Source organism: Isoptericola variabilis 225 (assembly GCF_000215105.1).
Classification (GTDB): Bacteria; Actinomycetota; Actinomycetes; order Actinomycetales; family Cellulomonadaceae; genus Isoptericola; species Isoptericola variabilis_A.
In genome coordinates, this window is sequence record NC_015588.1 from 1,559,704 (window position 1) to 1,582,172 (window position 22,469).

Here is a 22,469-nt window from a genome sequence, read left to right on the forward strand (position 1 = left end):
GGTAGCCTGGGCGCGTGCGACCCTGGCCCGCCCCGCAGATCCCCGGACTCCCGCGACCCGTCGAGCCGCACCCCATCCGGGTGCACGACAGCACGACGGGCGAGCTCGTCGAGGCCGCGCCCGGTCCCACGGCGCGGTACTACGTGTGCGGCATCACGCCCTACGACGCGACCCACGTCGGCCACGCGGCCACGTACGTGGCGTTCGACCTGCTGCACCGGGCCTGGCTCGACGCCGGCAAGGACGTGACGTTCGTCTCGAACGTCACCGACGTCGACGACCCGCTGCTCGAGCGCGCGGAGGCGACCGGCGTCGACTGGCGCGCGCTGGCCGAGGACCAGATCGCGCTCTTCCGCGAGGACATGACGGCGCTCGGCGTCGTGCCGCCCGCGACCTGGACCGGCGCGGTCGAGTCGATCCCCGCCGTCGTCGACGCGGTCGAGCGCCTCCTGGCCGACGGCGCGGCCTACCGCGTGCCCGTCGAGCCCGGCGCCGGCGGCGACGACCCCCACCTGGGCGACGTCTACGCGGACCTCACCGCCGACCCCGCGTTCGGCGCGGTCTCGCGCCTCGACACCGAGACCATGACCACGCTGTTCGCCGAGCGCGGCGGAGACCCGCAGCGCGAGGGCAAGAAGAGCCCGCTCGACCCGGTCCTGTGGCGCCGCGAGCGCCCCGGCGAGCCGGCCTGGCACGGCGGCAGCCTGGGCACCGGCCGCCCCGGGTGGCACATCGAGTGCGCGGTCATCGCGCGCGACGGGCTCGGCCTGCCGTTCGACCTCCAGGGCGGGGGAGCGGACCTGCTGTTCCCGCACCACGAGATGTCGACGTCGCACGACCGCCTGCTCGGCGACGGCGGCGCACGGGTGCACGTGCACGCCGGGCTCGTCGCCTACGAGGGCGAGAAGATGAGCAAGTCGCGCGGCAACCTCGTGTTCGTCTCCGCGCTGCGCGAGGCGGGCATCGACCCCATGGCGATCCGCCTGGCGCTGCTCGCGCACCACTACCGCTCCGAGTGGGAGTGGACCGACGCCGACCTCGCCGCGGGCGCGGCCCGCCTCGAGCGCTGGCGCGCCGCGGTGTCCGGCAACGGCGGACCGGACGCGACCGCGACGCTCGCCGCCGTGCGCGCGGCGCTCGCGACCGACCTCGACGCGCCCGCGGCGCTCGCGGCCGTCGACGCGTGGGCCGAGCGGGCGCTCGACCCCGCGCGCGACACGAGCGGCGACGACGAGGGCGCGCCCGGCGTGGTGGCCCGCACCGTCGACGCGCTGCTCGGGATCCGCCTCTAGGGCGTCTCCTTGCCCCCGCCGGTGTCGCGGCGGCGCAGGTAGCGCTCGAACTCCCGGGCGATGGCCTCGCCCGACGCCTCCGGGAGCTCGGCCGTGTCCTTGGCCTGCTCGAGCTGCTGCACGTACTCGGAGATCTCCGCGTCCTCGGACGCGAGCTCGTCGACGCCGTGCTGCCAGGCCTCGGCGTCCTCGGGCAGGTCGCCGAGCGGCACGGTCTCGCCGAGCAGCTCCTCGACGCGCGTGAGGATGGCGAGCGTGGCCTTGGGCGACGGCGGGTTGGCCACGTAGTGCGGCACGGCCGCCCACAGCGAGACCGACTGGAACCCGCGCGCGGCGGCCTCGTGCTGGAGCACGCCGACGATGCCGGTCGGCCCCTCGTAGGTGCTCGGCTCGACGTCGAGCACCGCCTGCAGGCCCTCGCTCTCCGACGTGGCCGTCATGGGGATCGGCCGGGTGTGCGGCACGTCGGCCAGCAGCGCGCCCAGCGTCACCACGGTGCGCACGCCGTGCTCGGCCGCGACCGCGAGCAGCTCGTCGCAGTAGGAGCGCCACCGGAACGACGGCTCGATGCCGTGCACGAGCACGACGGTCCGGCCGGGCAGGTGCGCGACCGCCACGCGCGTCGTCGGCCACTCGACGACCCGCCGGCCGTCCGGGCCGGCGGTCACCATCGGCCGGTTCACCTGGAAGTCGTGGTAGTCCTCGGGGTCGAGCTCGTGCACCGTCTCGGCGCCCCAGACGTGCTCGAGGTGCTCGAGCGCGGCCGTGGCGGCGCCGCCGGCGTCGTTCCATCCCTCGAACGCGGCGATCAGCACGGTCGTGCGGGCGGCGTGCCGCCCCGCGGGCGCCTCGAGGTGGTCCAGGGCGGGCAGGTCGGGCGCGGTGTGCTCGCGGTCCGGGGTGCTCATCCGTCCAGCGTATTGCCATCCAGGCCCGGTACCTCGACGGACGCGTCGGCGTACGGGGCGAGCAGAAGCGTCGCGGTCGCCCAGCCGCGGGCCAGGAGGCCGGCGTCGGACTCGGGCTCGGTCGTGCGCTCGGTGCCCTCGTAGCGCAGCACGAGCGCGGTGTCGTCGTCGTCCGGCTCGGCCACGCGCGCGTGCACGGCACCGAACGACGCCAGCGGCGCCTGCCGCAGCCCGCGCAGCTCGGCGGGCGGGACGTCGGGGACGTTGACGTTGAGCGTGCGCCGCCCGAGCTCCGTGCGCGCGACCCAGTCCAGCGCGTGCGCCGCGACGTGCTCGGCCGTCTCCCAGTGCCGCGGGTCCTCCGCGTCGACCGAGACCGCGAGCGAGCGCATCCCGAGCGCCGTCGCCGTGAACGCCGCCCCGACCGTGCCCGAGTGCAGGATCGCGTTGCCGACGTTCGGGCCGCGGTTGGCCCCCGACAGCACGAGGTCGGGCTTCGGGCCGAACGCGCCGTAGGCGGAGACGAACGCGATGAGGGCCGGGTCGGCCGCCACCGCGAGAGAGCGCGCGCCGTCGGGCAGCCCGGGCGCGTCGCGCGGCTCGACGAGCAGGCGCCCGTCGCGCTCGGCGCCGTGCAGCGCGGCGGACGCACCGGACGACTCCTCGCGCGGGGCCGCGACGAGCACGTCGAACCCGGCCCGCGCCGCGACCCGCGCCAGGACGGCGAGGCCGGGGGAGTCGATGCCGTCGTCGTTGGTCACCAGGGCCAGCATGGTTCACTCCTCCTCGTCGTCCGGTCAGTCCAGGGTCTCGACGGTCACCCGCCGCGCGAAGCTCTCGATCTGGTCGCGCCGCCCCGTGCCGAGGCCGTGCCGCGCCACGTTCAGGGCGCCGGCCGCCGCGCCGAGGCTCACCGCGTCGGGCAGCTCGAGGCCGCGCCCGACCCCGACCGCGATGCCCGCCGTCATGGAGTCGCCCGCGCCCCGGTGGTCGACCGTGGTGACGGGCGGCGTCGTGACCGTCCACGTGGCGTCCGCCGTGACGAGCAGGGTCGGCTCGTCGGCGCGCGAGACGACGACCGCCCCGGGGCCGCCGTCGATCATCTCGGTCGCCGCGGCCCGCAGCGCACCCACCGAGTCGTCCTTCGCGAACCCGCCCTCGACCAGCTCCTCGTGGCTGATCTTCAGCACGGTCGCCGCCTCCTGGGCGACCGCCCGGGCCGCGTCGCCCGACAGGTCCGCGACGACCGCCCGGCCCGAGGCGGCCAGGTCCCGGGCGAGGCGGCCGAAGAGGTCCGCCGGGACGCCGAGGTCGAACTGGGTGCCCGTCAGCACGCACACGTCCGCGTCGAGCGCGGTGACGAGCGCCATGCTGTACAGGTCGTCGAGCGCGTGCCGGTCGAGCGGCTCGGGCGGCATGACGGCGATCTCCTCCGCCTCGCCCGAGCGCCGGTCCTGGACCACGACCGCGCCGCCGCCGTGCGCCGTCGGGCGCAGCTCCAGGTTGTCGGTGCGGGCCAGGTGAGCCGTGAGCTCGCCGGTCTCGCCGCCGAACGGACCGCAGACCACGACGCGCGCGCCCAGCGACTCGGCCATCTTCGCGACCCAGAGCCCCTGGCCGCCGGGGTGCACGTGGATCTCCGGCGCGCCGCCGGCGCGGTCGCCCTCGATCTCGACCGTGAGCAGCGGGTCCGGCGTGAGCACGCAGAGCGCGGGGGACGACTCTCGGTTCATGCTCAGGACGTTAGGCGGGTTCGCCGGCACCCGCCCGCGCGGGTGCGGGCGGCCGCGGCGTGCCGGTGGGACGAACCCTGCCTAGCGCCGGTCCATGACGACCGACCCCACCGGCGCCCCGCACCGCATCGCGGTGGTGGCCGCCGAGCTCGCGCTCACGGGCGCGCGCGTCGACGCCGTGCGCGCGGACCTCACGACCCCCGACGGGCTGCAGGCGCTCGTCGAGGCCGTCCACGCCGTCGGCCGGCCGGTCGACGTGCTCGTGCTCAACGCGGGCGTCGCCAACGGCGGGGCGTTCCTGGACACGCCCCTCGAGGACGACCTCGCGGTCGTCGCGCTCGACGTCGTCGCGCCCGTCCACCTAGCCAAGCGGCTCGTGCCGCCGATGGTCGAGCGCGGCGGGGGCCGGGTGCTCGTGACGTGGTCGGTCGCCGCGACGATGCCGGGCCCGTACTACGCGACGTACGCGGCGGCCAAGGCGTTCGGCCTGTCGTTCGCCCAGGCGCTGCGGCACGAGCTGCGGCGCACCGGGGTCACGGTCACCGCGCTCCTGCCCGGCCCGACGGACACGGCGTTCTTCGCGGCGGGCCGCATGCAGGGCACGCGGCTCGCGCGCGGGCCCAAGGACGACCCGGCCCGCGTCGCGCGCGACGCGGGCGCCGGCGCTAGACGGACGCGCCACCCGCGCGGAACGCCCGCGTGCGCGCGTACTCGTGGAACCGGTCCAGCACGGTGATCTGGCCCCGCGCGACCTCGACGAGCTCGGCGAACTGCTCGGGGTCGAGCCCCAGCTCGTCGGCGTGCTCGCGCAGCGTCTGCCACCCGCCGATCTTGGCGAGGACGGCCGACCGCATGAGCTCGGCCTCGAGCACCGCGGACATCGGCGAGCGCTCGACGAGGCGGCCGTTGAGCTTGAGCCGCCCGACGCGCTCGGCGACCCAGGCGGCCGCCTGGCGGTGGCGGCGCCGCGGCACGCCGAGGGCGTCGAGCAGCGTCCGGTAGAGCTCGCGCTCGGCACGGATCTGCTCGGCCAGCTCGGCGAGCTCCGGGCCGTACGGCGTGTCCCCGTACGCCTCGGCCATGCGCTCCGTCCGCTCCAGGCCCGCCGTCGCGCCCGTGAAGTGGTCCGACAGGTACAGGCCCAGGAGGCCGGCGTCGAGGGTCTCCGGGACGTGGGCCGACTCGCGCCCGCGCAGCGCGATCGCCGACTCGACCGGGGGTCGGGGCGTGGCCGGGCGCATCGGCGTCGACCGCACGCCGCGGCCCACGGCCATGCCGTCGATCAGCTCCGCGACCGCCTCGGCCGCCGTGCGCCGCGGCCGCCAGCCCAGCTCGTCCTTGATCCGCGTCGTGTCCAGCACGGGCACGCCCATCGCCATGTCGAGCCAGCCCGGGTCCGTCGGGACCGCGCGGGCGCCGTACGCGGCGCTGACGAGCGGCCGCACGAGCGCGGGCGGCACCTCGACCAGCCGACCGTGGTCGACGATCCGGGCCAGGTCGGGGCCGCGCAGCAGGTCGTCCGCGGCCACGTTGAACGCCCCGCCCGCGCGCCCGACCACCACGCGCCGGTACGCGTCCGCCGCGTCGTCCGCGTGCACCGCCTGGACGCGCACGCCCGCGGGCAGCGGCAGCACCGGCAGCCGTCCGCGCCGCAGCAGCTGCGTCGGCACGAGCGGGCCGAGGAAGTACCGCACGATCTCCTGCGCCGCGTCGCCCTGGAACACGAGTGCGGTGCGCAGGCGCGCGACCGTCAGCCCGGGGTGCTCCGCCTCGACCTCGTCGAGCACGCGCTCCTGGGCGGCCTTGTCGACGCTGTAGTGCGACGTCGGGATGCCGTCCGTGGGCCAGTCCTCGCGGCGCGGCGCGTCGTCGTCGACCGGCGAGTAGGCGCCGACCGACGACGCCACGACCAGGTGCGGGACGCCCGCGCGCACCGCCCCGAGCGCGACGCGCCGCGTCCCGTCGACGTTGGCGCGCCGCAGCAGGTCCCGCTCCCGGTTGGGCTGGATGAGCCACGCGAGGTGCACCACCGCGTCGCAGCCGCGGAACCGTTCCGCGAGGCGGTCGGCGACCGCGTCGTCGGGCTCCTCGGTCGCGACGTCGACGGACGCCCACTCGGCGCCGGAGTACGGCTCGGCGGTCCGGTCGGGCAGCCGTCGGGCCAGCCCGAGGACCGACGTGACCTGGGGATCCGCCGCCAGCGCGCGCAGCAGCGCGGTCCCGGCGTTCCCCGTTGCCCCCACGATCGCGACTCGCATGCTTCACGGTCGCACCGGCGCCGGGCCCCCGCACGTGGGTAGGCTCGTCGCGGCCACCGACCACCGGCCACGACCCGCCACCGACCGAGGGAGCCTCCCCTGAGCACCGCGAGCACGCCCCTGCCCGACGCCGTCCTGTGGGACATGGACGGCACGCTCGTCGACACCGAGCCGTACTGGATCCGCGCCGAGCACGAGCTCGTCGAGGCGCACGGCGGCCGCTGGTCGCACGAGAAGGCGCTGCAGCTCGTCGGCAAGCCGCTGCTGACCTCGGCCGAGGTCCTCCGCGACGCGGGCGTCGACCTGGAGCCGCCCGCCATCGTCGACCGGCTCCTGGCGCGCGTCACGACGCAGGTCCGCACGCGCGTCCCGTGGCAGCCGGGCGCGCGGGAGCTGCTCGCCGCGCTGTCCGACGCGGGCGTGCCGTGCGCGCTCGTCACGATGTCGTACGCGGTGCTCGCCGAGGAGGTCGTCGCGCGCGGGCCCGACGGCGCGTTCGCCACGCTCGTCACGGGCGACCAGGTCACGCGCGGCAAGCCCGACCCCGAGCCGTACCTCCTCGCCGCCGAGCGCCTCGGCGTCGACCCGCGGCGGTGCGTCGCGATCGAGGACTCGCCCACGGGCATCGCCTCGGCGCTCGCGGCCGGCGCGCGCACGCTCGGCGTGGAGGCGGTGCTGCCGGTGCCGCACCTCGCGGGGCTCAGCCGCGCGTCGTCCCTGGCGGCCGTCGACCTCGGCACGATCGCGCGCATCGGCGCCGGCGAGGTGCTCGACCTCACAGGGCGCCGCGACGAGGTGGCGTAGCCGCTACGCCGCGTCGACGCCCAGGCGCTCGAGCAGGGCGCCCTCGGGGATCGCGGGAGGCGTGCCGCCGAACTCCGGGCACAGGTCCCGGTGGGAGCACCAGTCGCACAGGCGGCTGCGGCGCGCGCGCCACTCGCCCGTGCGCGCGGCCTCCTCGATCGCGGCCCACAGCGCCCGCACCTTCGCCTCGGTGACCTCGAGCTCGCGCTCGTGGGGCTCGGCGCGCAGCACCTGGCCGTCGCCGAGGTACACGAGCTGGAGCATGCGCGGCACGGTCCCGCGCTCGCGCCACAGGACGAGCCCGTAGAAGCGCATCTGGAACAGCGCCCCGGCCTCGAACCCCGGGCGCGGCGCCCGGCCCGTCTTGTAGTCGACCACGCGCACCGCGCCGTCGGGCGCGACGTCGAGCCGGTCGACGATGCCGCGCAGCGTCGGGCCGCCCTCGAGCCGCGTCTCGACGCGCAGCTCGCGCGCCTCGGGCTCGAGCCGGTTCGGGTCCTCGAGCGTGAAGTACGTGCCGAGCAGGCGCCCGGCGCCGCGCAGCCAGTCCTCGAGCGCGACGCCGTCGGCGTCGCCGCCCGGGGCGAAGAGCTCGCCGTACCGGGGCTCGGCCTCGAGCAGCCGTTCCCACTCGGCGGGCAGCAGCGCGAGCGCCGCCTCCTGCGTGCGCTCGCCGAGCGGCGCGTCGTAGAGGCGCTCGAGCACGGCGTGCACGAGCGTGCCGCGCGCGGCCGCCGACGACGGCGGCTCGGGCAGGCGGTCGACGGCGCGGAAGCGGAAGAGCAGCGGGCACTGCATGAAGTCGTTCGCCCGCGAGGGCGAGAGCGCCGGTACCGTCCGCTCCGCGGTCGTCGTCATGCGCGCCACCCTACGGCGCGGCGGCGACACGTCTGTCGGGCCGTCCACAGGCGGCGCCGATAGCCTGACCGCGTGACCTCTCGTTCCAAGGGCTGGGTCGTCGGCCGTGTCGCGGGCGCGCCCGTCGTCGTCACGCCGTCGTGGCTCCTCGCCGCCGTCGTCCTGACGTTCGTCTTCGCGCCCACCGTCCGCGCGTTCGCCCCGCTCCTGGACACCACGGGCGTGCTCGTCGTGTCGTTCGCGTTCGTGCTGCTGCTGTTCGCCTCGGTGTTCCTGCACGAGGTCGCGCACGCGCTCGTGGCGCGCGCCCGGGGGCATGAGGTCACCGAGCTCGCCGTGACGCTCTGGGGCGGCCACACCGCGTACACGGGCGCCACGCGACGCCCGCTCGACGGGGCGCTCGTCGCGGTCGTCGGGCCCCTGACCAACCTGGCGCTCGCGGTCGCGCTGTGGTTCGCCTTCGAGGCGCAGACCGTCGCGTCGATCCCCGCGATGCTGCTGTACGCGGGCGCGTTCTCCAACGCCTTCGTGGGGCTGTTCAACCTGCTGCCCGGGCTGCCGCTCGACGGCGGCCAGATCCTCGAGTCGCTCGTGTGGGCCGTGACGGGCTCGCGCACGCGCGGCACGGTCGCCGCCGGGTGGGTCGGACGCGTCGTGGCGGTCGGCGTGGTGCTGTGGGCGCTCGCGTGGCCGCTCGTCGAGGGGCGCCAGGCGAGCTGGGTCACCGTCATGTGGGCCGCCCTCGTCGGGGCGTTCCTGTGGGCGGGCGCGGGTGACGCGATGGCCACCGAGCGCCGTCGGGCCCGGCTCACCGGCCTGAGCGTCGCGACGCTCGCCGCGCCCGCGGTCGTGGTCCGGTCGGGCACGACCGTCGCCGAGGCGGGCGCGACCGTCGCGGGCCACCCCAGCACGGCGCTCGTCGTCGTCGGGCCGTCGGGCGACCCGCTCGGGTGGGTCGACCCGGCCGCGGCGGGAGCCGTGCCGGCCGACCGTGCCGCGTCCACGCCGGTCGACTCGGCCCTCGTGCCCTTCCCGCCCGGGTCGGGCGTCGACGCCGACCTCGCCGGGCCCGACCTGCTCGAGCGGCTCGCGCGCACGTCGGCCGGCGCGCGCGTCGTGCCCGTCCTCCACGGCGGGCGGGTCACGGGCGTGCTCGACGTCGCGCGCGTCGCGGCGGCCGTGCGCCGGTGAGCCGCCGGCAGCCCCGCCGGTAGACTTGCCCGCCGTGACTTCCGCCGACTCCGCGCGACCCGTCCCCACGGCCACCGGCGCCGACCTGCGCCGCGGCCCGCTGCGCGTGGGCGACAAGGTGCAGCTGACCGACCCCAAGGGCCGCCTGCACACGATCACGCTCCAGCCCGGGGGGACGTTCCACACCCACAAGGGCTACTTCCGCCACGAGGAGCTCATCGGCAGGCCCGAGGGCTGGGTCGTGACCAACACCGCCGGCGTCCAGTACCTCGCGCTGCGCCCGTTGCTCAGCGACTACGTGCTGTCGATGCCCCGCGGTGCCGCGGTCGTCTACCCCAAGGACGCCGGGCAGATCGTCCAGATGGCCGACATCTTCCCCGGCGCGCGCGTCGTGGAGGCGGGCGTCGGCTCGGGCGCGCTGACGATGTCGCTGCTGCGCGCGGTGGGCGACGCGGGCGAGCTGCACTCGATCGAGCGGCGCGAGGACTTCGCGGCCGTCGCGCGCGGCAACGTCGAGACGTTCTTCGGCGGCCCGCACCCCGCCTGGCGCCTGTCGGTGGGCGACCTCGCCGACGTGCTGCCCACCGTGGCGGAGCCCGGCACGGTCGACCGCGTCGTGCTCGACATGCTCGCCCCGTGGGAGAACATCGACGTCACGGCCCGCGCGCTCGTGCCGGGCGGCGTGCTCGTCGCCTACGTCGCCACGGCGACGCAGCTCTCGCGCACCGTCGAGGACCTGCGCGCCGACGGCCGGTTCGCCGAGCCGGTCGCGTGGGAGTCCATGGTGCGCGGCTGGCACCTCGAGGGCCTCGCGGTGCGTCCCCAGCACCGGATGATCGGGCACACAGGGTTCCTCGTCACCGCGCGCCGGCTCGCCGACGGCGTGACCCCGCCCGAGCGCACGCGCCGCCCCGCGAAGGGCGCGTACCCCGGGCCGGACGCCGAGTGGACCGAGGAGGACCTCGGGGAGCGGCCGGTCTCCGACAAGAAGCTGCGCCGCGCGCGCCGCGAGGTCGGGCAGGCGCCGGAGCAGGCCGACGGACAGGCCTGACCGCAGGTCTCGGTGCGGTCACCGTCTCGTGACGGTCGTGTGAACCTGGCGGCCGCACCGCGAAATGAACGCACGAGTGTCGTCGTTGACCTCTAGGGTGCTGTATCTCGGGGGCACCTTCCCGGCTCGGGAAGGCCGCACCCCGGGCCTGCACGAGAGGGGATGCGATGACCGAGAACCCTGTCCGCCCCGAGCCCACGGGCCCGAGCCGCGACGCCCAGCTCGCGCTCCTCGCCGCCAAGAACGAGCGGCTCGCCGAGGCGCTCCGCGCCGCCCGGGACCAGATCGTCGAGCTGAAGAAGCAGATCGACGAGCTCGCCAAGCCGCCGGGCACCTACGCCACGTTCCTCGCCGCGCACGAGGACGGGTCGGTCGACATCTCGTCGGGCGGCCGCAAGATGCACGTGTCCGCGAGCCCGAGCCTCGACGTCGCCGAGCTCAAGCCCGGCCAGGAGGTCAAGCTCAACGAGGCCATGACGGTCGTGTCGGCCGGCGGCTACGAGCGCACGGGCGAGCTCGTGACGGTCAAGGAGGTGCTCGACGACGAGCGGGTGCTCGTGGTCGGGCGCGCCGACGAGGAGCGCGTCGTGCGCCTCGCCGGCTCGGTCACCGGGTCGAGCCTGCGCGTCGGGGACTCGCTGACGGTCGACGTCCGCAGCGGCTTCGTCTTCGAGATCGTGCCCAAGTCGGAGGTCGAGGAGCTGGTCCTCGAGGAGGTCCCCGACATCGCCTACGAGGACATCGGCGGGCTCGGGCCGCAGATCGAGGCGATCCGCGACGCCGTCGAGCTGCCGTTCTCCTACCCCGACCTGTTCCGCGAGCACGGGCTGCGCCCGCCCAAGGGCGTGCTGCTGTACGGCCCGCCCGGCTGCGGCAAGACGCTCATCGCGAAGGCCGTCGCGAGCTCGCTGGCGAAGATGGTCGCCGAGAAGCGCGGGGGGGACCCGAGCGCGAAGAGCTACTTCCTCAACGTCAAGGGTCCCGAGCTGCTCAACAAGTACGTCGGCGAGACCGAGCGGCACATCCGCCTGATCTTCGCGCGGGCCCGCGAGAAGGCCTCGCAGGGCATGCCCGTCGTCGTGTTCTTCGACGAGATGGAGTCGCTGTTCCGCACGCGCGGGACGGGTCTGTCGTCCGACGTCGAGACGACGATCGTGCCGCAGCTGCTCGCCGAGATCGACGGCGTCGAGCGGCTCGACAACGTCATCGTCATCGGCGCGTCGAACCGCGAGGACATGATCGACCCGGCGATCCTGCGCCCGGGCCGGCTCGACGTGAAGATCAAGATCGAGCGGCCGGACGCCGAGGGTGCCAAGGAGATCTTCGGCAAGTACCTCACGCCGGACCTGCCGATCCACGCCGACGACCTCGCCGAGCACGGCGGCAGCACGGAGGCGGCGGTCGAGGCGATGATCCGCAGCGTCGTCGAGCGCATGTACGCCGAGGACGAGGAGAACCAGTTCCTCGAGGTCACGTACGCGTCCGGGGACAAGGAGACCCTGTACTTCAAGGACTTCAACTCGGGCGCGATGATCCAGAACGTCGTCGACCGCGCCAAGAAGATGGCCATCAAGGACTTCCTGGCCACGGGCCAGCGCGGCATCCGGGTGGAGCACCTGCTGTCCGCGTGCGTCGACGAGTTCAAGGAGAACGAGGACCTGCCCAACACGACCAACCCGGACGACTGGGCGCGGATCAGCGGCAAGAAGGGCGAGCGCATCGTCTTCATCCGCACGATCGTCCAGAAGAAGGGCGAGAACGGGACGCCGCGCACGATCGACACGGTGACGAGCACGGGCCAGTACCTGTGAGCCATAGGGTGGACGCGTGAGCGTTCGTCGCGTGATGGGCATCGAGACCGAGTACGGCGTGCTGTCCCCGGGCCGGCCCCTGGCGAACCCGATGCTCATGAGCTCGCAGGTCGTGACGACCTACCGGGCCCTGACGTCGGGCGGCCGGCCCGGCGGGCACCCGCCCGCCCGGTGGGACTACGACGACGAGGACCCGCTGCAGGACGCCCGCGGGTTCCACCTGCAGCGGGCCTCGGCGCACCCGTCGCTGCTCACCGACGACCCGTCGCGGCCGGCGCCCGCCGGCCCGGCCGCCGGCGGGGCGGTCGACACGCCGGCGGGCCCCGCGTCGGCCCGGGTCGCCGGTGCGGGCGCGACGCCCGGGGGGCGCTCGCGGCGCGGCGCGGCCGCCGGCCCGGAGGACGTCGAGCGCCCCGCGGGCGAGGAGTACGACGACCCGAGCGCCGCGAACTGCATCCTCACCAACGGCGCCCGCCTGTACGTCGACCACGCCCACCCCGAGTACTCCTCGCCCGAGGTCACCAACCCGCTGGACGGCGTGCTGTGGGACGTCGCGGGGGAGCGGGTCATGCTCGCGGCCTCGCGCGAGCTCTCGCGGGTCCCGGGCTCGGAGGTCGTGCTCTACAAGAACAACGTCGACGGCAAGGGCGCGAGCTACGGCACGCACGAGAACTACCTCGTCGACCGCGCGCTGCCGTTCGGCACGCTCGCCGAGCTGCTCACGCCGTTCCTCGTGACGCGGCAGGTCTTCGCCGGGTCGGGCCGCGTGGGCCTCGGCCCGACGGGCGCCGAGGCCGGCTACCAGCTGTCGCAGCGGGCCGACTACATCGAGGCCGAGGTCGGGCTCGAGACGACGCTGCGTCGCCCGATCGTCAACACGCGCGACGAGCCGCACGCCGACCGCACGCGGTGGCGGCGGCTGCACCTCATCCTCGGCGACGCGAACCACTTCGAGGTCGCGACCTACCTCAAGCTCGGCACGACGTCGCTCGTGCTGTGGGTGCTCGAGCACCTGGACCAGCTGGCCGACGCCGGGGTGCCGGCGCGCGCCGAGCTCGCCGCGCTGCGGCTCGCCGACCCGGTCGGCGACGTCCAGCGGGTCTCGCGCGACCTCGGGCTCTCGCTGCCGCTCGAGCTCGCCGACGGCACGCGGCGGACCGCGCTCGAGGTCCAGGAGGCCTACGCGGACGTCGTGGCCCGCGCGCTCGTCGCGCTCGGGTCGGACGAGGCGTCGGACGAGGTGCTCGACCGCTGGCGCTCCGTGCTGCACCGCCTCGGCACCCACCCGGCGTCGTGCGCGCGCGAGGTCGAGTGGGTCGCCAAGCGGCGCCTGCTCGAGGGCCTGCGCGCGCGCGACGGGCTCGACTGGGACCACCCGCGGCTGCACGCGATGGACCTGCAGTGGTCCGACGTGCGGCCCGAGCGCGGCATCTACCACCGCCTCGTGGCCTCGGGCGCGGTCGAGCGGCTCGTCGAGGAGGAGCAGGTGACCCACGCGGTGCACCACCCGCCCGCCGACACGCGCGCCTGGTTCCGCGGCGAGGTCATGGCCCGGTACGCAGGCGAGGTCTCGGCCGCGAGCTGGGACTCGGTCATCTTCGACGTGCCCGGCGCGACGGCGCTGCAGCGCGTGCCCATGCTCGACCCCACGCGCGGCACGCGCCGGCACATCGGCGCGCTGCTCGACGCCAGCCCGGACGCGGCCGCGCTGCTCAAGGGCCTGCGCGGCGAGGGGTGAAGGTTTCAGCCCTGGGCGCACACGCCGCCCCGCCGGACCCACGGCGGGCGTCCCAGCGCATAGGCTGACGTTCGCGACACTTCATCGCAGGACCGAGCGAAGGAGGCGGACCATGGCCGGTCAGGAACGGGTCAACCCGCAGCACGATGACCGTACGCCCGACGACGACGCGGACGCGCCGGCACCTGCCGCGCCGCAGGCGAACGAGCGCGACGCCGAGGTGGACGCCCTGCTCGAGGAGATCGACGAGGTGCTCGAGACGAACGCCGAGTCGTTCGTCCGCGGCTTCGTCCAGAAGGGCGGTCAGTGAGCCCTCATGACCAGCGCTGACACCTCAGGACGGCTCCCGGACGCGTTCCTGCGCCCGGGATCGTCGTCCTTCGTGGACTTCCTCGCCGACCACGCGCCCGACCTGCTGCCCGGGCGCCGCCTCGCCGCGTCCGGCGGAGGCGCGGGCGTGAGCGCCTCGGGCCTGGCGCCGCACGCGACGACGATCGTCGCGCTGACGTTCGGGCCCGAGGACGGCCCGCGCGGCGTCGTCATGGCGGGCGACCGGCGCGCGACGCAGGGCAACATGATCGCGAGCCGCGAGATCGAGAAGGTCTTCCCGGCCGACGAGTACTCGGCCGTGGGGATCGCCGGCTCGGCCGGCATCGCGGTCGAGCTCGTGCGGCTGTTCCAGCTCGAGCTGGAGCACTACGAGAAGATCGAGGGCTCGGTCATGTCGCTCGACGGCAAGGCGAACCGGCTGTCCACGATGATCCGCGGCAACCTGTCCCTGGCGCTCCAGGGCCTCGCCGTGGTGCCGCTGTTCGGCGGCTACGACCTCGAGCGCGGCCTCGGGCGCATCTTCAGCTACGACGTCACGGGCGGGCGCTACGAGGAGCACGACCACCACAGCGTCGGCTCGGGCTCGGTCTTCGCGCGCGGCGCCCTGAAGAAGCTGTGGCGCCGCGGGCTCGACGCCGAGCAGGCCGTGCGCGTGGCGGTCGAGGCGCTCTACGACGCCGCCGACGACGACAGCGCCACGGGCGGCCCGGACACCGTCCGGCGCATCTGGCCGGTCGTGGCGACCGTGACGGCCGACGGCTACCGCCGGGTCGACGACGACGAGCTCTCGACGCTCGTCGAGCAGATCCTCGCGGGGCGCCGCGGCGACGAGGACCGGGGAGGTGCCCGCGCATGACCATGCCGTTCTACGTCTCGCCCGAGCAGCTGATGAAGGACCGGGCGGACTTCGCGCGCAAGGGCATCGCCCGCGGACGCTCGGTCGTCGTGCTCGCCTACGACGACGGCATCGCGTTCGCGACCGAGAACCCGTCGCGCGCGCTGCACAAGATCTCCGAGATCTACGACCGCATCGCGTTCGCGGCGGTGGGCAAGTACAACGAGTTCGAGAACCTGCGGGTCGCGGGCGTGCGCTACGCGGACCTGCGCGGCTACTCCTACGACCGCACCGACGTCACCGCGCGCGGCCTCGCCAACGCGTACGCGCAGACGCTCGGGACCGTGTTCACCACCGAGTCGAAGCCGCTCGAGGTCGAGCTCGTGGTCGCCGAGGTCGGCGCGACGTCGGCCGAGGACCAGATCTACCGGCTGTCGTACGACGGCTCGGTCGCCGACGAGCACGGCCACGTCGTCATGGGCGGCCAGGCCGAGCAGCTCGGCGCCCGGGTCGCGGACGGGTGGCAGCCCGACATGCCGCTCGACGAGGTGCTGCGCCTGGCCGTGCGCACGCTCGGGGCGGTCGGGCCGGACGGCAACGTCGTCGCCGAGGGCTCCGAGCGCGAGATCCCGCCGACCCAGCTCGAGGTCGCCGTGCTCGACCGCCGCCGCCCGCGCCGGGCGTTCCGGCGCGTGAGCGGGGCGTCGCTCGCCGACCTGCTCGCGCCGCCCGAGGGCTGAGGCGGCGCAGCACCGTGGACCGCGCGAGGGGAGGAGCCGGCATGGACCGCAGGATCTTCGGTCTGGAGACCGAGTACGGGGTGACGTGCGCCGCCGAGGACGGCCGCGGGCTGTCGGCGGACGAGGTCGCCCGGTACCTCTTCCGCAAGGTCGTCGCGTGGGGACGCTCGTCGAACGTGTTCCTGCGCAACGGCTCGCGCCTCTACCTCGACGTCGGCTCGCACCCCGAGTACGCCACGGCCGAGTGCGACGACGTGCGCCAGCTCGTCGCGTACGACCGCGGGGGCGAGCGCATCCTCGAGGGCCTGGTCGCGGACGCGCAGCAGCGCCTCGAGCACGAGGGCCTGCCCGGCAAGGTGCACCTGTTCAAGAACAACACCGACTCGGCGGGCAACTCGTACGGCTGCCACGAGAACTACCTCGTGCGCCGCCAGGGCGACTTCTCGCGCCTGTCCGAGGTGCTGGTGCCGTTCCTCATCACGCGGCAGGTGCTCACGGGCGCCGGGAAGGTGCTCGCGACGCCGCGCGGCGCGGTGTACTGCCTGTCGCAGCGCGCCGACCACATCTGGGAGGCGGTCTCGAGCGCGACGACCCGCTCGCGGCCCATCATCAACACGCGCGACGAGCCGCACGCCGACGCCGAGAGCTACCGGCGGCTGCACGTCATCGTGGGCGACTCGTCGATGGCCGAGCCGACGACGATGCTCAAGGTGGGTGCGACGGACCTGGTCCTGCGCCTCGTCGAGGCCGGCGTGCCCATGCGCGACCTCACGCTCGAGAACCCGATCCGCGCCATCCGGGAGATCAGCCACGACCGCACGGGCCTGCACCCGGTGCAGCTCGCGAGCGGGCGCACGGCGACGGCGGTCGACATCCAGGCCGAGTACTTCCAGCGGGTGCGCGAGCACGTCGACGCCCACCTCGACCCGACCCCCGTCGTCAAGCAGGTCCTCGACCTGTGGGAGCGCGGGCTGCGCGCGCTCGAGACGGGCGACCTGTCGCTCGTGGAGCGCGAGCTCGACTGGGTCATCAAGCTGCGCCTCATCGAGCGGTACCGGGCCAAGCACGGGCTCGCTCTGGACGACCCGCGCGTCGCCCGCCTCGACCTGGCGTACCACGACATCTCCCGGACCGAGGGCCTGTACAACCTCCTCGTCGCGCGGGGGATGGTCGAGCGCGTCACGACCGACGTCGAGATCTTCGAGTCGACCGCGATCCCGCCGCAGACCACGCGGGCCAAGCTGCGCGGCGACTTCGTGCGCGCGGCCCAGGAGGCGCGGCGCGACTACACGGTCGACTGGGTGCACCTCAAGCTCAACGACCAGGCCCAGCGCACGGTCCTGTGCAAGGACCCGTTCCGCAGCGTCGACGAGCGCGTCGAGCGGCTCATCGAGTCGATGTGAGGGCACCCGGCCGGGCCGTGGCAGACTGTCGCGGTGCTCCGCCGACTCGCCCTGACGCTCACCGCCGTGCTCGTGGGTGCCCTCGCGCTCACGGGCTGCGGGGCCGTGTCGTCGGTCCTCGCCGAAGTCGCGCCGTCGCCCGCGCCGAGCCAGGCCCCCGTCCAGGTCGCCGGCTCGTCCCGCGAGCGGCCGGTCCTCGACTACGCGACGCCGTTCGCGGTGACCCGTCCCGGCGCACGCACCGTGTGGTCGGGCACGGGCGACCCCGTCGAGGAGGGCCGGCCGATGCTGCTGCACCTGTACGCCGAGGACGGCCGCGACCGCTCGGTGATCCAGGACACGTGGGCCGACGCGCCGACCTGGACGACCATGTCCGAGAGCGCGCTCGGCCCGAACCTGTACGAGACGCTGCGCGGGCAGCGCGCCGGTGCCCGGGTGCTCGTGCTCGACGAGGACGACGGGGTGCCCGTGGTGCTCGTCGTCGACGTCCTGCCGACCCGTGCGACCGGCAGCGAGGTCGAGCCGGCCGCGGGCCTGCCCGCCGTGAGCCGCACCGCCGACGGCGCCCCGACCGTCTCGGTCCCGGCCGACGCCGAGCCGCCGGGCGACCTCGTGATCGCCCCGCTCGTGCGCGGGACGGGGCCGCAGGTGCGCATCGGCGACGTCCTCACCGTCCGCTTCACCGCGGTGCGGTGGAGCGACGGCTCGGTCTTCGACACGACGTGGTCGCCGGGCACGCCGCCCCAGACGGTGACGATCGGCGTCGGGCAGCTCGTCGAGGGCTGGGACCAGGGGCTGCTCGAGCAGACCGTCGGCTCGCAGGTGCTGCTCGTGGTGCCGCCCCACCTCGGATACGGTGGCACCACCAGCGACCTCGCCGACGAGACGCTCGTGTACGTGGTCGACATCCTCGACGCCCACCGTCCGGTGGTCGACCCGCCCGAGCCGTCCGCGCAGGAGCCTGCCGAGTCCTCCGACAACGCCCAGGGGTGAAGCCACGCATGTCCGTCGCCGTCCGTGTGATCCCGTGCCTCGACGTCGACGCCGGCCGGGTGGTCAAGGGCGTCAACTTCGAGAACCTCCGCGACGCGGGCGACCCCGTCGAGCTCGCGTCCCGGTACGACGCCGAGGGCGCCGACGAGGTGACCTTCCTCGACGTGTCCGCGTCGTCGGGCGGGCGCGAGACCATGGTCGACGTCGTGCGCCGCACGGCCGAGCAGGTCTTCGTCCCGCTCACGGTCGGCGGCGGCGTCCGCTCGACCGAGGACGTCGACCGGCTGCTGCGCGCGGGCGCCGACAAGGTGGGCGTCAACACGGCCGCGATCGCGCGCCCCGAGCTCGTCGCCGAGATCGCCGAGCGCTTCGGCCGGCAGGTCCTCACGCTGTCGGTCGACGCGCGGCGCGTCACGGGCGAGGTCACGACGCCGTCGGGCTACGAGGTCACGACGCACGGCGGCCGCCGCGGCACGGGCATCGACGCGGTCGAGTGGGCCGAGCGGGCCGCGCGGCTGGGCGCGGGCGAGATCCTGCTCAACTCGATGGACGCGGACGGCACGACGGCGGGCTTCGACCTGGAGATGATCGAGGCGGTGCGGGCGCGCGTCGACGTGCCGCTCGTCGCCTCGGGCGGGGCCGGCACGCCCGAGCACTTCGTCGCGGCGGCGCGCGCCGGCGCGGACGCGGTGCTCGCCGCGAGCGTCTTCCACTTCGGCGTCCTCACGGTTGCCCAGGTCAAGGACGCCATGCGCGCGGCCGGCGTCGAGGTCCGCTGATGGCCGACGCACCCCGCCCCGCCGCCCTCACCGGGTCGCGGGTCCGGCGCTCGGCCGCGCTCATGTGGCGCGGCATGCGCTCCGAGCCGCGCGTCTACGTGGTCGCCGTCCTGGCCTCGGCCCTCTTCGGCGCCGCGACGGTCGCGGTGAGCCGGTCCGTCGGCTGGGCCACGGACGCCGTCGTCGTGCCCGCGATCGGCGGGGACCCGCAGGCGCAGGCGCGCATCTGGCAGGCCGGGCTCGTGCTCGGCGCGGTCGCGCTCACGCTCGCCCTGTCGGTCGCCGCGCGGCGCATCTTCGCGGGCTTCGGGTACGCGAACATCCAGGCGCACCACCGTCGCGGCGTGACGCGCCAGTACCTGCGCCTGCCGATGTCGTGGCACCGCTCCCACCCCACGGGCCAGCTGCTGTCCAACGCGAGCGCCGACGTCGAGGCCGCGACGGGCGTGTTCAACCCGCTGCCGTTCGCGCTCGGCGTCGTCGTCATGATCGGCGTGGCGACGGTCATGCTCGTGCGCATCGACCTGTGGCTCGCCGCGGCCGCGCTGCTCGTCATCCCCGCCGCGATCGGCGCGAACCTCGTGTTCCAGAAGTACATGTCGCCGGCCGCGACGCGCGCCCAGCAGCTGCGCGCCGAGGTGGCCGACGTCGCGCACGAGAGCTTCGAGGCCGCGCTGCTCGTCAAGTCCCTCGGCACGGCCGACCGCGAGGAGGAGCGCTTCGCCGCGCGCACCGACGCGCTGCGGGCGGCGAACGTGCGGGTCGGGACGGTGCGCGCGATCTTCGACCCGGTCATCGAGCTCCTCCCGTCGCTCGGCACGCTGCTCGTGCTCGGCGTCGGCGCCTGGCGTGCCGCGAGCGGGGCGGTCGACGCCGGCGACGTCGTCACCGCGGGGTACCTCCTGACGATCATGGCGGTCCCGGTGCGCGCCTTCGGCTGGGTCCTCGGCGAGCTGCCGCGCGGCCTCGTCGGGTACGAGCGCATCGCCCGCGTGCTCGACGCCCGCGGCTCGATCGAGCCCGGCAGCGCACCCCTGCCGCGGCGCGAGGGCGGGCTGGCGGTCCGCCTCGAGCACGTCGGCGTCGACGTCCCGGCGGCCGGCCGGACCGCGACGCTGGTCGACGACGTCACGCTCGACGTCGAGCCGGGCTCGACCGTCGCGATCGTGGGCACCACGGGCAGCGGCAAGACGACCCTGGTCTCGCTGCTCGCGCGGCTCAGCGACCCGACGCGCGGGCGCGTGCTGCTCGACGGCGTCGACGTGCGCACGCTCGCCGACGGCGAGGTGCCCGCCCAGGTCGCGCTCGTGGCGCAGCAGACGTTCGTCTTCGAGGACACCGTGCGCGCCAACGTCACGCTCGCCGACGACGGCGCCCCCGGCGCCCCGAGCGACGAGCAGGTGTGGGAGGCGCTGCGCCTCGCGCGCGTCGACGGCGTGGTGCGCGCGCTCCCGGACGGCCTCGACGCCCCGCTGGGCGAGCGCGGCGCCAACCTGTCCGGCGGCCAGCGCCAGCGCCTCGCGATCGCCCGCGCGCTCGTGCGCCGCCCCCGGCTGCTCGTGCTCGACGACGCGACGAGCGCCGTCGACCCGCGCGTCGAGCAGGACATCCTCGCCGGGCTCGCGGCCGAGCGGACGGCGAGCGGCCGGCGGGCCACGACCGTCGTCATGGTCGCCTACCGCATGTCGTCGGTGGCGCTCGCGGACGTCGTCGTGCACCTCGAGGGCGGCCGCGTGGTCGACGTCGGGACCCACGCCGAGCTGCTCGCGCGGGACCCCGGGTACCGCGAGCTCGCCACGGCGTACGAGGAGGAGACGGCGCGCCGGGCGCGCGAGCTCGCGGACGAGCGCGCCGCGGGCGAGCAGGTCGACCCGGTGGACGACCTGGTGGCCCTCGACAGCGACGAGCCCGAGGAGGTGGCCCGGTGAGCGACTCGCGCATCGCGACGGCGAGCGAGCTCGGCGTCCTGGCGACGCTGCGCCGCGGCGTGCAGATCTCGCCGCAGATCGTGGACGGCCTGTGGCTCACGCTCGCGCTCGCGGTGCTCGCCGCCGCGGGCCGCGTCGTCGTGCCGATCGCGGTCCAGCGCACGATCGACGACGGCATCCTGTCCACGGGCGGCCCGGACGCCGGCCGCGTCGCGCTCATGGCCGCGGTCGCGGCGGGCGCGATCCTCGTCGCCGGGCTCTGCTCGGCGCTCGTCAACGTGCGGCTGTTCCGCTCGACCGAGGCGGGGCTCGCGAGCCTGCGCGTGCGCGCGTTCCGCCACGTGCACGACCTGTCGACCCTGTCGCAGGGGACGGAGCGGCGCGGCGCGCTCGTCTCGCGCGTGACGAGCGACGTCGACACGATCTCGCTGTTCGTCCAGTGGGGCGGCATCATGCTGCTCGTCTCGACGCTCCAGGTGATCGTCGCGACCGTGCTCATGGCGGTCTACTCGTGGCAGCTCACCCTCGTGGTGTGGGCGTGCTTCGTGCCGCTGTTCCTCGTGCTGCGCACCGCGCAGCGGTACGTCAGCCGGGCGTACGGCGCGGTCCGCGCCCGCACGGGCGCGATGCTCGGCGCGATCTCCGAGGCCGTCGTCGGTGCCGAGACCGTCCGCGCGTACGGCGTCGCCGACCGGACCGGCCGGCGCGTCGACGCCGCCATCGACGCCACGCGGCGGGCGCAGGCGCACGCCCAGGTGCTCGTCGCGAGCGTGTTCTCGTCCGGCACGCTCATGGCGAACGTCGTGCTCGCGGTCGTCGTGGTCGTGGGCTCGCACCTCGGCGTGGGCGGCGGGCTCAGCGCGGGCCAGCTCGTGGCGTTCCTCTTCCTCGTGCAGCTGTTCACCGGTCCGGTGCAGATGGCCACGGAGATCCTCAACGAGCTGCAGAACGCGATCGCCGGCTGGCGGCGCGTGCTCGCCGTCGTCGAGACCCCCGTCGACGTCGCCGACCCGGGCGAGCGCGGCGTCGTCAGCCCGCGCGGCCCCGCCGCGGTGAGCCTGCGCGGCGTGCGGTTCGCCTACCCCGACGGGCCCGAGGTGCTCCACGGCGTCGACCTCGAGCTCCCCGCCCGCACCAAGGTCGCGGTGGTCGGGCAGACAGGCTCGGGCAAGACGACGATCGCCAAGCTGGTCGCCCGCCTCATGGACCCGACCGAGGGCCAGGTGCTCCTCGACGGCGTCGACCTGCGCGACATCCGGCTCGACTCGCTGCGCGAGCGCGTGGTGCTCGTGCCGCAGGAGGGCTTCCTCTTCGACGGGACGGTCGCGCAGAACGTCGCCTACGGGCTGCGCGACCTCCCGCCCGCGGGCGCCGACGACCCGGCCGTGCGCGAGCGGGTCCGCGAGGCCTTCGACGCCCTCGGCCTCACCGACTGGGTGGAGGACCTGCCCGCGGGCCTCGACACCGACGTCGGGCAGCGCGGGGAGTCGCTCAGCGCGGGGGAGCGCCAGCTCGTCGCGATGGCGCGCGCCTACCTCGCGGCCGGCGACCTCCTCGTGCTCGACGAGGCGACGTCCGCGGTCGACCCGGCGACCGAGGTCCGCATCGCGCGCGCCCTCGACACGCTGACCTCGGGACGCTCGACGATCACGATCGCGCACCGCCTGTCGACCGCGGAGGCCAGCGACCTCGTCGTCGTGGTCGACGAGGGGAACGTCGTCGAGGTCGGCCCGCACGACGAGCTCGCCGCCGCGGGCGGTGTGTACGCGCGCATGCACGCGAGCTGGGTCGCGCAGACCCGGTGACCCCGGCCGCCC

The 22,469-nt window shown here is 75.2% G+C and carries 20 protein-coding genes; 15 read left to right on the plus strand and 5 right to left on the minus strand.

Going from position 1 to position 22,469, the window contains the following annotated elements; translation table 11 throughout:
• The first annotated feature begins 14 nt into the window (after positions 1-14).
• A complete protein-coding gene (mshC, locus tag ISOVA_RS07235; protein ID WP_013838590.1) occupies positions 15-1,292 on the plus strand; it encodes a cysteine--1-D-myo-inosityl 2-amino-2-deoxy-alpha-D-glucopyranoside ligase in 1,278 nt (425 codons plus the stop codon).
• Here the strand turns inward: mshC and ISOVA_RS07240 are convergent.
• From ISOVA_RS07240 to ISOVA_RS07250, 3 genes are read right to left on the minus strand one after another with little or no spacing between them, the layout of a single operon-like run.
• Positions 1,289-2,200, minus strand: a complete 912-nt coding sequence (locus ISOVA_RS07240; RefSeq protein WP_013838591.1) for a PAC2 family protein — start codon at positions 2,198-2,200, stop codon at positions 1,289-1,291. The genes mshC and ISOVA_RS07240 overlap by 4 nt on opposite strands.
• Positions 2,197-2,973 carry a 5'/3'-nucleotidase SurE gene (gene surE / locus ISOVA_RS07245; protein WP_013838592.1) on the minus strand — a complete coding sequence of 259 codons (777 nt, stop codon included), beginning with the start codon at positions 2,971-2,973 and terminating at the stop codon, positions 2,197-2,199. Before surE ends, ISOVA_RS07240 begins: the two co-directional genes overlap by 4 nt.
• Before the next feature lie 24 nt (positions 2,974-2,997).
• Positions 2,998-3,933, minus strand: a complete 936-nt coding sequence (locus tag ISOVA_RS07250; RefSeq protein WP_013838593.1) for a PfkB family carbohydrate kinase — start codon at positions 3,931-3,933, stop codon at positions 2,998-3,000.
• Positions 3,934-4,027: 94 nt separating this feature from the next.
• On the opposite strand from ISOVA_RS07250, the gene ISOVA_RS07255 reads away from it, so the two are divergent.
• Positions 4,028-4,669, plus strand: coding sequence for an SDR family NAD(P)-dependent oxidoreductase (locus ISOVA_RS07255; protein ID WP_013838594.1), 642 nt, complete (start codon positions 4,028-4,030; stop codon positions 4,667-4,669).
• Here ISOVA_RS07255 and ISOVA_RS07260 read toward each other — a convergent pair.
• Positions 4,599-6,176, minus strand: a complete 1,578-nt coding sequence (locus ISOVA_RS07260; protein WP_233275968.1) for an NAD-dependent epimerase/dehydratase family protein — start codon at positions 6,174-6,176, stop codon at positions 4,599-4,601. The genes ISOVA_RS07255 and ISOVA_RS07260 overlap by 71 nt on opposite strands.
• 159 nt (positions 6,177-6,335) lie before the next feature.
• Between ISOVA_RS07260 and ISOVA_RS07265 the strand changes: the two genes are divergently transcribed.
• On the plus strand, positions 6,336-6,995 hold the full coding sequence (locus tag ISOVA_RS07265; protein ID WP_143762081.1) for an HAD family hydrolase: 660 nt from the start codon (positions 6,336-6,338) through the stop codon (positions 6,993-6,995).
• Between the two features lie 3 nt (positions 6,996-6,998).
• Here the strand turns inward: ISOVA_RS07265 and ISOVA_RS07270 are convergent, their stop codons facing one another.
• Complete coding sequence (locus ISOVA_RS07270) at positions 6,999-7,853, minus strand: RecB family exonuclease (RefSeq protein WP_013838597.1); 855 nt, start codon at positions 7,851-7,853, stop codon at positions 6,999-7,001.
• Positions 7,854-7,925: 72 nt separating this feature from the next.
• Here ISOVA_RS07270 and ISOVA_RS07275 point away from each other — a divergent pair, with 72 nt between their 5' ends.
• The 12 genes from ISOVA_RS07275 to ISOVA_RS07330 all read left to right on the plus strand — a co-directional run bounded on the left by ISOVA_RS07275 (position 7,926) and on the right by ISOVA_RS07330 (position 22,457).
• Entirely contained in the window at positions 7,926-9,044 is a 1,119-nt protein-coding gene (locus ISOVA_RS07275) for a site-2 protease family protein (RefSeq protein ID WP_013838598.1), read from the plus strand.
• Between the two features lie 34 nt (positions 9,045-9,078).
• The gene (locus ISOVA_RS07280; protein WP_013838599.1) at positions 9,079-10,095 is read left to right on the plus strand and encodes a tRNA (adenine-N1)-methyltransferase; all 1,017 of its coding nucleotides are present in this window, start codon (positions 9,079-9,081) and stop codon (positions 10,093-10,095) included.
• 167 nt (positions 10,096-10,262) lie between these two features.
• Positions 10,263-11,906 (plus strand): proteasome ATPase, encoded by a 1,644-nt coding sequence (gene arc / locus ISOVA_RS07285; protein WP_013838600.1) that lies wholly within the window; start codon positions 10,263-10,265, stop codon positions 11,904-11,906.
• A gap of 34 nt (positions 11,907-11,940) precedes the next feature.
• Positions 11,941-13,644 carry a depupylase/deamidase Dop gene (dop, locus tag ISOVA_RS07290; protein ID WP_013838601.1) on the plus strand — a complete coding sequence of 568 codons (1,704 nt, stop codon included), beginning with the start codon at positions 11,941-11,943 and terminating at the stop codon, positions 13,642-13,644.
• 112 nt (positions 13,645-13,756) lie between these two features.
• Positions 13,757-13,954: a ubiquitin-like protein Pup gene (locus ISOVA_RS07295; protein ID WP_013838602.1), complete on the plus strand. Its 198-nt coding sequence runs from the start codon at positions 13,757-13,759 to the stop codon at positions 13,952-13,954.
• Positions 13,955-13,960: 6 nt separating this feature from the next.
• Positions 13,961-14,830: a proteasome subunit beta gene (prcB, locus tag ISOVA_RS07300; RefSeq protein ID WP_013838603.1), complete on the plus strand. Its 870-nt coding sequence runs from the start codon at positions 13,961-13,963 to the stop codon at positions 14,828-14,830.
• The gene (prcA, locus tag ISOVA_RS07305) at positions 14,827-15,549 is read left to right on the plus strand and encodes a proteasome subunit alpha (RefSeq protein ID WP_013838604.1); all 723 of its coding nucleotides are present in this window, start codon (positions 14,827-14,829) and stop codon (positions 15,547-15,549) included. Before prcB ends, prcA begins: the two co-directional genes overlap by 4 nt.
• 41 nt (positions 15,550-15,590) lie before the next feature.
• A complete protein-coding gene (gene pafA, locus ISOVA_RS07310; protein ID WP_013838605.1) occupies positions 15,591-16,952 on the plus strand; it encodes a Pup--protein ligase in 1,362 nt (453 codons plus the stop codon).
• Positions 16,953-16,985: 33 nt separating this feature from the next.
• On the plus strand, positions 16,986-17,945 hold the full coding sequence (locus ISOVA_RS07315) for an FKBP-type peptidyl-prolyl cis-trans isomerase (protein ID WP_013838606.1): 960 nt from the start codon (positions 16,986-16,988) through the stop codon (positions 17,943-17,945).
• A gap of 8 nt (positions 17,946-17,953) precedes the next feature.
• The gene (gene hisF, locus ISOVA_RS07320) at positions 17,954-18,724 is read left to right on the plus strand and encodes an imidazole glycerol phosphate synthase subunit HisF (RefSeq protein WP_013838607.1); all 771 of its coding nucleotides are present in this window, start codon (positions 17,954-17,956) and stop codon (positions 18,722-18,724) included.
• Positions 18,724-20,652, plus strand: coding sequence for an ABC transporter ATP-binding protein (locus ISOVA_RS07325; RefSeq protein ID WP_013838608.1), 1,929 nt, complete (start codon positions 18,724-18,726; stop codon positions 20,650-20,652). The genes hisF and ISOVA_RS07325 overlap by 1 nt, the downstream gene beginning before the upstream one ends.
• A complete protein-coding gene (locus ISOVA_RS07330; protein WP_013838609.1) occupies positions 20,649-22,457 on the plus strand; it encodes an ABC transporter ATP-binding protein in 1,809 nt (602 codons plus the stop codon). Before ISOVA_RS07325 ends, ISOVA_RS07330 begins: the two co-directional genes overlap by 4 nt.
• Positions 22,458-22,469: the final 12 nt, after the last annotated feature.